Origin of the sequence: Arthrobacter sp. ISL-48 (genome assembly GCF_018613805.1) — a bacterium.
GTDB lineage: Bacteria > Actinomycetota > Actinomycetes > Actinomycetales > Micrococcaceae > Arthrobacter.
The window spans coordinates 16,080-27,297 of record NZ_JAGGPL010000028.1; the positions used below are offsets into that span (position 1 = coordinate 16,080).

Annotated in this window: 7 protein-coding genes and 1 pseudogene; 7 read left to right on the forward strand and 1 reads right to left on the reverse strand. The window is 59.9% G+C overall.

All coding sequences use genetic code 11. The annotated features are described in order from the left end of the window. Positions 1–259: 259 nt before the first annotated feature. The 3 genes from J7E83_RS20165 to J7E83_RS20175 all read left to right on the forward strand — a co-directional run bounded on the left by J7E83_RS20165 (position 260) and on the right by J7E83_RS20175 (position 4,367). Entirely contained in the window at positions 260–1,654 is a 1,395-nt protein-coding gene (locus J7E83_RS20165; RefSeq protein WP_311379820.1) for an MFS transporter, read from the forward strand. A gap of 583 nt (positions 1,655–2,237) precedes the next feature. Beyond that, positions 2,238–2,534: a hypothetical protein gene (locus tag J7E83_RS20170; protein ID WP_214965790.1), complete on the forward strand. Its 297-nt coding sequence runs from the start codon at positions 2,238–2,240 to the stop codon at positions 2,532–2,534. A 168-nt stretch (positions 2,535–2,702) separates the two neighbouring features. After that, a complete protein-coding gene (locus J7E83_RS20175; RefSeq protein WP_214965792.1) occupies positions 2,703–4,367 on the forward strand; it encodes a carboxylesterase/lipase family protein in 1,665 nt (554 codons plus the stop codon). 84 nt (positions 4,368–4,451) lie between these two features. On the opposite strand, the pseudogene J7E83_RS21325 reads toward J7E83_RS20175, so the two are convergent. After that, a pseudogene (locus J7E83_RS21325) lies at positions 4,452–4,670 on the reverse strand (IS3 family transposase); the annotation flags it as partial. Between the two features lie 383 nt (positions 4,671–5,053). On the opposite strand from J7E83_RS21325, the gene J7E83_RS20180 reads away from it, so the two are divergent. The 4 genes from J7E83_RS20180 (at position 5,054) to J7E83_RS20195 (ending at position 10,469) form a co-directional block, all read left to right on the forward strand. Continuing rightward, a complete protein-coding gene (locus J7E83_RS20180; RefSeq protein ID WP_214965794.1) occupies positions 5,054–6,688 on the forward strand; it encodes an ABC transporter substrate-binding protein in 1,635 nt (544 codons plus the stop codon). A 54-nt stretch (positions 6,689–6,742) separates the two neighbouring features. Next, positions 6,743–7,750 (forward strand): ABC transporter permease, encoded by a 1,008-nt coding sequence (locus J7E83_RS20185; protein ID WP_214965796.1) that lies wholly within the window; start codon positions 6,743–6,745, stop codon positions 7,748–7,750. A 149-nt stretch (positions 7,751–7,899) separates the two neighbouring features. Beyond that, positions 7,900–8,643, forward strand: a complete 744-nt coding sequence (locus J7E83_RS20190; RefSeq protein ID WP_214965798.1) for an ABC transporter permease — start codon at positions 7,900–7,902, stop codon at positions 8,641–8,643. Then, entirely contained in the window at positions 8,640–10,469 is a 1,830-nt protein-coding gene (locus tag J7E83_RS20195) for an ABC transporter ATP-binding protein (protein ID WP_214965800.1), read from the forward strand. The genes J7E83_RS20190 and J7E83_RS20195 overlap by 4 nt, the downstream gene beginning before the upstream one ends. Positions 10,470–11,218: the final 749 nt, after the last annotated feature.

Sequence of the window (11,218 nt, forward strand, 5' to 3'; positions counted from 1 at the left end):
CACGCCAGCTCAAGCGGAATACTGCTTGCCGTCGGTGAACTTAAGCGAAGCGAGCTCGTCTCGGAGCTTAGGGACAGCGCGGACTATCGGCCGAGCCCGAGTGGATACACCGGGCCCGGCCGCCAGCGGCCGTACAGGCGGTGGGCGGGAGCGCATGAACGGCCGTCTGGCGTGGGGCAGGAGAAACCGACGCGCCAAGAGCCGGCAACTGCTGAGGCAGCACTGCCTGCCCAGGGGAAACGGAAATCGGATGCGTTCGGTGAGTGACACGACCGCGCCTTCCCGCCTGGTTCCGGCGCTGATTTATGCAGCGCTGTCGACTTCGATCGTGAGTTCGCTCGGTATGTTGCTCGTGCCTGCCATCTCCCGTGAGATGGACGTTTCAGTCAGCACCGCGCAGTGGATGCTCACCGTCAACCTTTTGTTTGGTGCGATTTCGACACCAATAATGGGACGCTTAAGTGATGGCCCTCACAAGAGACTGCTTCTCTTGTTATCCCTGGGCGTTATTCTCGTGGGCTCAGTAGTGGCAGCCTTGGCGCCGAACTTTACCGTATTCCTCATTGGCCGGGCCCTACAGGGCTTGTCATATGGAATTGTACCGGTCACGATTGCGCTTGCTCGGCGCTACGTCTCCGCTGACAAGGCGCAGGCCTCTATCTCAAGTTTGTCCGTGACCGTGGCTACCGGGCTGGGCATTGGGTACCCGCTGACGGGCGTGATCGCGGGCATGACGGATTTTCGTATCGCATTCTGGTTTGCCGTGCTTTTTGTAGTTTCCGCGATCGTTGTGGTCTACGTTGCGGTGCCGGCAGGACCCGATGAGCAAGCCCCGCGATTACCGTTCGACTTCTACGGTGCCACGTTGCTTAGCTTGGGACTAGGCGGACTGCTACTGAGTGTGAGCGAGGCACCAACATGGGGGTGGGCTTCTCCGTGGACTATGGGCAGCTTTGCTCTGGCCGCTCTCTTCCTGGTCCTTTGGGTCAGGACAGGGCTACAGCTGCGGGACCCCCTGATCAACCTACGAGTATTCCGGCACGGTGATGTCTTGCTCGCTAATGCCACTGCAGCCGGATTGGGTGCCGCACTCTACATCGGCCTCTCAATTTCAAGTCTCGTCGCACAAGCTCCCCTGTCCACAGGGTATGGCATGGCCCTCCCGGTCTTCTGGGCTGGATTCGTGATGCTGCCGCTCTCCGTGGGAAGCTTCGCGGCCAACCGTCTGGTCCGCAGGCTCTCACGCCGAATAAGGCTAACAACGCTGCTGCCTATTGGTGCCGGCATTGTGACTGGGGCTGGAATGTTGCTTTGGTTTGCACACGACGAACTCTGGGAGATTCTGGTGGGGATGGTCACTTTCGGTGTCGGCATGGGCGCCAGCTACGCTGCAATGCCTGCCCTTATTGCGAGAAGCGTGGCAAGGGCGGAATTGGGAAGCTCCGTGAGCTTCAACCAGGTCCTACGGTCTGTAGGCGCCTCCTTCGGCACCGCCGTTTCCGGCGCTGTGCTTGCAGCGAATATGGCACCGGATCTCCACGCAACCGGGGACGGTATCCGAGCGACCTTTGCTATCGGGGCGCTCATCTGTATGGCGGTATTCGTGTCGTTACTTGTCCACGCATTCGCCAGTCGTCGTCGCCCTACCGGCTAGGACCGTCGGTCATTTCCTGGCTGACCTGCTGAGGCTGGGCTGGGTAGTCTGCTCTGGTCATACTCGCAGCGGAACGTCAGTAACAACTTCGGCTTGGCGGTACTTCGATGCCGGTCCAAGACACCCTCCTGCAGCAGCGAGAAGCACGAATCCATAGACACGCTCTGTTCTTGGGAGAGCCTGCTCCGGCTGATGAATTAAGTGCCCTTTCGTGCAAGAACCTTGGTGAAAGACCAGCTCAGTGCAGATGAGATGGTTGTGGGCCCGACGCCGAGGGGTCGGAGGGTCTACTGATGCCGCATGAAGGCGACAGAGGACTGGAGAAGAGCCGAGGCTGGGCCTATTCGCTTGGTTGGGTTCCAATGCCCGCGGTGAGGACGGGAGCCCATACTCGACCTATATAGGGGGAGAAGTTTTGGAGCGGCAGGAGAGTACTCCGTCAGCGATCAGTGGCACAGTCGGGGCAGCGATGGTGAACATCCCGAAGACGCTCCCTCGGACTTCGACCGTTGGCGATGTTCGTTCCCTATTCGCTGATGATCACGTGCACCTGGTCTTGGTTGTCGCGTCAGATGGACGGCTTTTGACCACCATCGAACGTTCTGACATTGCGGCGGAAGCACCCGACGAGGCGCCCGCAGTCCATCTGGGAAGGCTTGAGGGCCGGACGGCCTCGGAGTGGTGGCCCATCAAACCGACGACGGCGTGGCTCAAGTCCCAAGGGCGACGCCGGCTCGCCGTCGTCGACGCCGGTGGGTACCTAAAGGGCCTCCTCTGCCTCAAGCGCAGCGGAACAGGCTACTGCTCAGACGCAGGGGTCCTTGGCCGGCCGCGGGGACAGGCTGAAGAGCGCGTTGGAGAGTCTCCGAGCTGGACCTGAGTCTGTCGTAGATTCTCTACCTTCCGCTCCGTCGGTCCATCTCATACATTCCTCGCAACTCTCCCTGAAGAAATCGGAAGCCATTTAGCAATTGAACGACAACATCCCAGTATCTGACTATGTAATCGACTGGGCATCGACCGTCAAAGCACAGGAGACTGAACGACCATGACGACTGACAACTACGCGGGAACCGGCGAAAGCAACAGTATCGCAGTGGTGCAACCTTTTGAGCTGGGCTTTGCCGCCGAAGCCCAGACCGGTTTCCGGATCGTCGAGACGGAACCCGGCAGACTGCGCGGGGTGGTTGCCGATGGGCTGGTCGTGTACAAGGGCATCCACTACGGTGCCTCGACGGCGGGGCCGAATCGCTTCCTGCCGCCCCAGCCGGTCACGCCCTGGGCGGGTGTACGGGACGCGCTCAAGCTGGGTCCTCAGTGCCCTCAGATCAACCCGGACTTCCCTGACTGGGTGGACCCCAGCGAGGAGAACGAAGACTGCCTCGTCCTCAACGTCTGGGCGCCCGACCACGCGACCTTGTCCTCGAAGCTGCCCGTCATGGTCTGGCTGCACGGCGGGGCCTTCATCTGGGGTTCGGCAGGGGCGCCACTCTACGACGGTGGCAGCATGGCGCGCCGCGGAGACGTCATCGCGGTAGGCGTCAACCACCGGCTAAACGCATTCGGGTACACGTATCTCGGTGAGACGGCCGACGAGCGGTTCGCCACTTCGGGAAATGCCGGACACCTCGATCTCGTCGCCGCACTGCAATGGGTCAAGGAGAACATCGCGTCCTTCGGCGGCGACCCGGACAACGTCACGATCTTCGGCCAATCCGGAGGAGGTGCCAAGGTCATCGGTCTGATGGCCATGGAAGAGGCCAAGGGCCTCTTCCACAAGGCCATCGTGATGAGCGGCTCCCTACTTAGTACCAACCCCGCCGAGGACGCTTCCGCTGTGACAGCGGGCCTCTACCGGGAGCTAGGCCTCCGCAACGGCGACATCCAGGCCCTGCAGTCGGCCCCGGCTACGGCGATTGCGCGCTACGTGGAGAAGGTGACCGACCCGCCTCTGACCCCTGACGGGTTAACTGCCTCCTTGAAATACGGCCCGGTAATCGACGGCAGAATCCTGAGGGGCAACTCCTGGGCAGATGGCGCCCCCGAGCCCGCCCGTCTCATCCCGATGATGATCGGTACCAACCTGCACGAGACGGTGGGTTTTGCCGGCTTGGTCACAGGAGAGCAGGACGTGCAGCCCGCAGACGACCTCGAGTTCGCGCGGAGACTGGCCCCATACGCCATTGTCGGCAACGTCAACGTCGAGGAACTCGTCCCCGTGATCGCTGAATACCGGCGGGCAATGCCTTCGCTGCCGCAGACGGAGCTGTTGCTACGGATCACCTCAGACATCGGCTTTTGGAACAGTGCCGTGCGGCAAAGCTCTACCAAGGCAGAACAGGGAGGCGCTCCGGTCTTCGCGTATGAATGCCAATGGAGGACTCCGTGCTTCGACGGCATGTGGTCCCCACACGGCGTCGAGCTTCCGTTCGTCTTCAACCACCAGGAATACGGCGCCGCCTGGGACGGCGAGAACTCCAGCGGGGCACGCACCGCCGCCGACCCGAACGGAGACCGCTTCCATGTCGGCGACAAGATGTTCGATGCCTGGATGAACTTCGCCAGGATGGGCAACCCCTCGACGGACAGCCTGGCCTGGCCGGCCTACAACACGACCTCGCGCCCGACGATGTTGTTCGACAAGCACACCCGCGTGATCAACGACCTCCGCGGGGACCTCCGGCCGCACATCACGGCGCTCACGATCTGGTGAAGGCGCCCTAGGCGCGGGGTACCCGCCCCGTCGGCGACGTCGAGAGTCAAGGACCCCGAGGATACCGGTAGGAACATTCTTATCATCGGAATGCACCACGGTCCCTGCAGGGCGGCGTGACCGCAACGCGTCATAAGTGCAGCGTCCAACAGCGAGCATTTCCTCCGCGAGTCCATCGAGTAGCCGACCTGCCTTGGGAATCGACGTCCTTCACGGCACATTGGGACCTCCCTTCGTCGATGGGGGCTCCGTGACGTCCTTCAGCCCCAGCTCGTTCGGGTCGGTAGCGGTGAAGTCCCGCTCGCCACCGGTAATAGCCTTGCTTGCCGAATCTCAAGACCTGCAGGTCACCGCTGGCCGGGCGCCGGCACCTGCTCGCTAGGCCCACGAGTCAACAATGCCGGGGCAGTCCTGAGAAACACCTCAGCGCCGTGGCGGCTAAATGCAACGTCTAACCAAGGCAGTTTAGGAACAGGCTCCACTCAAGCAGTCAAGCTGCGCTTAGGAACCCACGCGCCTGGCTTAAAGGACGCAAACTCTCTGTCCAAACAACTTGACCAGGGCAGGCTGCGGCCGCTCGATGCAGCGGGCTTGTGGGATACACCAACAGCGATCTCCCTTTTATGAAAATCAACAATTATCAGTGAGCTCCTTCACAGATAAGTTTCTTCTCAATCGTCATCGGTATGTCCGATGCATCGAATATGGAGGCGTACCACATGGATCACAGCAGTCATGAGCAGTCCGCGGCAAGGCCCGTTAGTACGTTCAAGCTGGAAGCTTCCCGACGCCAGGTGCTGGCCGTCGGCGGCATCAGCCTTGGAGCCCTTTTCCTGGCCGCCTGTACCAGTTCTCCTGGCACCGGTTCTGAGCAATCCGGCGGAGTTCCCCAGAAGGGCGGTACGCTGCGCATCGCGATCAGTGATGGCAGCAGTTCGGACACCCTGGATCCTGGTACGGCTCTCACCGGTAATGTATCCACAATCCTAAAGGCGATTTATGACCCGCTCGTTGTCACCGACAAGGACTTCGTGGCGCAGCCCGCTCTCGCGACCTCGTGGGAAGTGAACTCCGCTGCCACGCAGTGGACGATTCACCTTCGGGACGGAGTCAAGTGGCATGACGGGAGTGATTTCACGTCAAAGGACGTCGTTTACACCATCAGCCGCTGGCTGGATCCAAAGTTCGCGAGTTCTATGAACGCATTCATGTCTCCTTACCTCGATATGGGTGGGGTTTCGATGCCGGATGCCTCGACTGTTGTGCTCAATCTTAAGAAGCCCAACAGCGTCTTGATGCAGACTATTGGTAACTCCCTTAGTCACATAGTCAAGGATGGCGCTACTGATTTCAGCGGTACCACCGTCGTAGGCACGGGGCCGTTCAAGATCTCGGCTTGGAGCCCAGGCTCCAGCTGGAAGGTTGCGCGGAACGACACTTACTGGGGCGGGGCGCCGTACCTGGATGGAGTTGAAGCGACGATTACCCCGGATCAGGGCGCCAAGCTGCAGTCCGCCCTGTCGGGAGCGGCAGATGTCACCGATTTGATTCCAATCTCATTGTGGGCAGGAATTCAAGGCCGCAATGATCTGGTGCTCGAAACGATCAAGAATCAGCGAACCTGGATTTATGCATTTGATCAGCGTATCGCGCCGTTCAACGACCCGCGGGTGCTCGATGCCATTAAGCTTGCAACCGATCGAGACAAGATGGTTGAAACCGCGCTGCAGGGCCACGGCACGGCAGCGGCGGATGTGTTTATTGCCCCTGATTCTTCCTGGAATCCTCCTGGCCTCAAGCCCGAGTACGCCCCCGATAAGGCGAAGTCGTTGCTGGCCGAGGCTGGTTTCCCGAATGGCCTGGATATCAAGTTGAGTGTTACCGATTCAGTGCCCGGGATGTTGGACGCTGCTCAAGCATGGCAGCAGGCGGTCAAGGGTGCAGGAATCAACGTGACACTGGATCAGTATTCGCCGGACACGTACTGGTCCAAGGGGTATATGGTTACTCCTGCTTTCATGTCGTACTGTCCTCAGGTCTTCCCTCCGTCCCGGTTTGATGCCAGCTACCGCTCGACCGCAGCTTGGCCGTATAGCCACTTCACGGATCCGGCCCTGGACAAAATCGTTGATGAGCTTTACACCACCACGGATCCGAGCCGGCAGATTGAACTGACTCAGAAGGCCTTCCTTCAAGCCAGGAAGACTTTCGGCATTCTGCTCCCTGTGTGGGCGGACGCCGCCTATGCTCGTTCTTCCAAAGTCAACGGGCTGTTCATCACCATTGACACGGTGGATTTCAGAAAGACGTGGCTGGCCTGAAAACCCGGGGACGGGCAGACGCGACCGACGACTCTCAAATGATTAGGGTGTGAAATGACCATAGTGACAGCGGAACCAGTAGCCGAGCCGGTGGTTGTTGGCGGCAAGAGTATGACGCGCGTTTGGGCCTTGGTTCGTCAGCTTCTGATGTCGGTTCTCACGCTTGTGCTGATTTCGTTCATAGCATTCGCGGCAATGAATCGTTCTGGGGAGCAAATCGCGCGCAACGCACTGGGAATCAACGTTACTGACGAACAGTTGCAGTCGTTTATCACCGTGCAAGGACTGGATCGTCCGTTGATGGTGCGCTACTTTGACTGGCTCGTACACTACGTTCAGGGCGATTGGGGAACGACCCTGATCTCAAAAGTGCCGATCAAACCTCTGGTGCTTCCTGCGTTCGCGCACACGGCAGAGCTCGCGTTGATATCTCTGGCCTGGTCCATTCCCGTGGCCATCGCCCTTGGGGTGTTCATGGCTCGAAAAGGAGGGATCTTTGACCGGGCTGCATTCGTGGTGATGACGGTTCTGGCCGCACTCCCGGAGTTTGTTATCGGATTGGGCTTGATGATCCTGCTGGCCGTTCAGGTTCGCTGGCTGCCTGTTTCCTCCTCGGCCGTCTCGGGGGAGGTCAGTGTTGCTTGGTTCTTGGGATTCGTCCTTCCGGCGTTGACTCTCGGATTGAGCGTCGTGCCTTACGTCTCGCGAATCGCCCGCGCCGCCGTTTCGGAAGCCCTGAACGCTCCCTTCACAAGGAACGCCGTGCTTCGCGGGCTACCCCGGCGCCTGGTCGTATGGCGTCATGCGACCCGGTCCGCGGCTGTCCCGCTGGTACACGCCGTCGCGCTCGTCATTATTTCCCTGCTGGGTGGAGCCATCATTGTTGAGAACGTGTTCGGCTTCCCGGGACTGGGACGGCTCTTGGTGCAGTCCATCACGCAGGGCGACACCAACTCGGCGCTCTCGATAACCGTGCTGTTGGGTGCGGTATTTATCGCGCTTAGTTTCGTCGCGGATATCTTCGTCACGTACCTCAACCCACGATTGAAGGCAGACCGATGAGCGCTGATTCCATACCTCAAGCGACGGCTATTCATCTCCAACCAGGACGTAAGCTGCGTCCATTCCGTGCAGTTACCCACGGCTGGTCGGGTCGCATCGGACTCGTTATTATCAGCGCTGTCCTGCTAGTGCTTATTTTGGGACCAGCCTTGGCTCCGCATGCCTATGATGAGCTTGCCGTGGGGCGGCCGCTCTCACCGCCGAGCAGCGGTCTGCTGTTCGGAACGGACCATCTGGGGCGGGACGTCTTCAGCAGGTTCCTGCTGGGCGGACAGATGGTGTTGCTGATTCCTCTGGCGGCTGTGGCACTGGCGACGGTTACGGGGGGGCTTCTGGGAATGGTGGCTGCCTACGCCGGCGGACTGTTGGATAAGGTGGTTTCCCGAATCTTCGACATTCTGCTGACTCTGCCGCCTCTGCTTATCGCACTCTCCGTCATCGCTGGCTTCGGTTCCTCAGCAACGGTCCTGTTGACCACGGTGGCTGTGGTCTTCATGCCGAGCATCGGACGAGTGGCCCGAGGTTCAACGCTCGCGGTTGTCACGGCCGATTACGTCCAAGCCGCGCGGGCACGCGGGGAGCGTGCTGTTTCCATTGTCGTGCGTGAGATCGCGCCCAACATCGTCGGGCCGCTAGTCTCGGATCTCGCGCTCCGGGTCACGTACGGAGTGCTGTTCGTGGCGGGCCTGAACTTCCTTGGCCTTGGCGCTAAGCCGCCCTCACCCGACTGGGCCCTGTCCATCGCGAGCAGCCTGGGGTACGTGCAAATTCAGCCCTGGGCGGCTCTCGCGCCGGTAGTCGGCATCGCTGCTCTGTCGGTTGGGCTCAACCTGATCGCAGATTCGATCATCTCTTACGTTAGCAACGATATTTCTAAGGACTTCATGCTATGAGTACCTCAGTCGCACTGGAAGTGCGGGGCCTCTCAGTAGGGTACGGACAGCGGAACGGTACCCTGAAGGAGGTCGTTAGCGACGTCGAGTTCGTGCTGGAGCGGGGAAAGATCCTCGGAATGGCAGGCGAATCGGGCTGCGGGAAGAGCACGACGGCGTTAGCGGCGATCGGATATCGGCCGGGCGCCATGCAAGTCCCCGCTGGCCAGTCAAAGCTCGGCGATATTGATCTGCTGAACATCCCGCTTGCGCAACTTCGACGCATATGGGGGAGCAAGGTCGTCTACATGCCCCAAGCATCCTCGAATGGCTTGACTCCAGCGTTGACAATTGGGCGTCAAATGGCCGAGCCCATGAAGATTCACCTCGGGTTAACAGGGCAAGCCAACCATGACAGGCAAGTCGAGCTTTTGAAGGAGGTCGGCGTCCCCAATCCGGAGGCCGCTCTCCGACGATATCCGCATCAGTTCAGTGGTGGTCAGCAACAGCGGATCAACCTGGCGATTGCTATCTCATGCAACCCCGAGGTGTTGATCCTCGACGAGCCGACCACTGGGTTGGACGTGACCACGCAAGCAAGGATCGTTAAACTCCTCAAGCGCGTGGTGCAGGAACACCAGACTGCTGCCCTGTTCGTGAGCCATGACCTGCCCCTCCTCGCGGAGGTCGCCGATCGAATCGCGATCATGTACGCAGGCCAAGTCATCGAGTCCGGTCCGGCGACGGAATTGATCTCACGCCCAGAGCACCCGTACACCCGGGCGCTGCTGGCGGCCGTTCCGGACGCAACCGGTACCCGCGCATTGTCAGGGATCCCAGGGGCGCCGCCGGGAGTAGTAGTAGCCGGAGCCTGCCCGTTCGTGCCTCGCTGCCAGTTCAGCATCAAGAGCTGCTCAGAATCCAACCCCAGACTGTTGCCCTTGCGGCCAACCCATAACGTCAGGTGCCTGCGAGCAGGCGAATATGAAACACATTCGATCAGTGACCGACCGGGCGCTCTAACAGTTATCGAGGATTCACCTCCGCTGCTTTCAGTTGATGACGTCTGGTGCGAGTACGGCTCGCGCGGTCGTGCGACGCCGGTGGTCAAGGGAGTGACCTTTAGCATCGCCCCCGGCGAGACGCTCGCCTTCGTCGGCGAATCGGGCAGCGGAAAATCAACTCTGCTCCGTGCCATTGCCGGGCTGCACCCACGCAGCAGCGGAGAAATTGGGTTTGACGGCGCCACGCTGGCTCCAGACGTAGGAAAGCGGTCGCGCTCGGTGCGGCGTGATGTGCAGATAGTCTTCCAAAACCCCGACATGTCTCTGAACCCGCGGCACGACGTAATGAGCCTCGTCACCAGGCCACTGCAACTCTTTGAGCCCGAGCTATCCAAAGCCGAGCGTGAAGAACGAGTGCGTAAAATTCTGGCGGACGTAAATCTTCCGGAATCAATGCTTCATCGCTACCCAAGTGAACTCTCCGGCGGGCAAAAGCAACGCATAGCGATCGCGAGGGCATTCGTGACGAATCCACGGCTGATCCTTGCCGACGAAATCACCTCAGCACTTGACGTATCTGTGCAGGCAGCCATACTCGACCTCCTTTCCGGGCTGTCAGCCGAGCATGGAACTTCTGTAGTGTTCGTTACCCATGACCTTGCCGTAGTAAGAGCAATCGCCCATCGAGCGCTCGTTTTGCAGAAGGGCGTAGTGAGAGAAATCGGTCCGGTCGCCCAACTATTCGAGTCGCCCGCGGACGACTACACCCGCGAACTGGTAGACGCCATTCCGATGTTCAGCCCACAAAGCTACGGCGTTGACGTGAGAAGTTCACAGTCCTGAGATCACACCGACCGCGATGTTGATAATGAAGGGCCCGCCCAAGGACCTGGGACGGTGGCCAGCGCCGCGATGGAATCGCGGCGGGCGTCGTGGGTCAACTTAGTTGCCCTAAGCGACAAAAGTAATCGATGATTGTCCTGTGCTCGCTCCGGAGGACCTCACAGGAGGTATCTCGATTTGGCCCTCGATACCGCTGTTTGCAGGCCTGCTCATTCTTGGAGGCAGCATGCTCTGCGCACGTTCCAAACGTTCATCCGATGGCCAGCCTTTCCAAGGACGGACCACGGTGGCGATATGACAGGCGCCCTTACACCGTCCTCCATATAGTGCCCGCTGCCGGCACCTACGTAACCTTGGGGACGAAACCCCTATCGCCTCGCCTCGCCGTCCGAGTGGAGGGGTTTGAATCACGGGGACTGCCCGTGCTAGTCCGTGGTTTGTTGGGGCCAGGGTGTAGGCGAGCCGGTAGGGGTCGGTGGCGGTTTCGATGATGGTGCCGTTAGAGGGTTTAGGTCCAGCTGGAGAATGACTGGTTCGAGGGGATCGCGATTGAGTCTTTTCCTCAGTTTGAACCGTCCCGGCTTTGATGCCGCTATCTTCTGTGAGAAAGATAGTGATTATGCCCAAGCAGTTCCCGCCCGAAGTCCGTGACCGTGCAGTTGTCGGTGTCGGTCGAAAACTGAGCCATTGTGACGGTTGAAAACTGAGCCACTCATTCCAAACGATTGGGTGGGTGATCACAGTGGAGG

What these genes read in the sequence shown, in the direction of transcription:
- J7E83_RS20185 (WP_214965796.1), top strand. Translation starts at nt 6,743, where the DNA reads ATGACCATAGTGACAGCGGAACCAGTAGCCGAGCCGGTGGTTGTTGGC.
- J7E83_RS20195 (WP_214965800.1), top strand. Translation starts at nt 8,640, where the DNA reads ATGAGTACCTCAGTCGCACTGGAAGTGCGGGGCCTCTCAGTAGGGTAC.
- J7E83_RS20180 (WP_214965794.1), top strand. Translation starts at nt 5,054, where the DNA reads ATGTCCGATGCATCGAATATGGAGGCGTACCACATGGATCACAGCAGT.
- J7E83_RS20175 (WP_214965792.1), top strand. Translation starts at nt 2,703, where the DNA reads ATGACGACTGACAACTACGCGGGAACCGGCGAAAGCAACAGTATCGCA.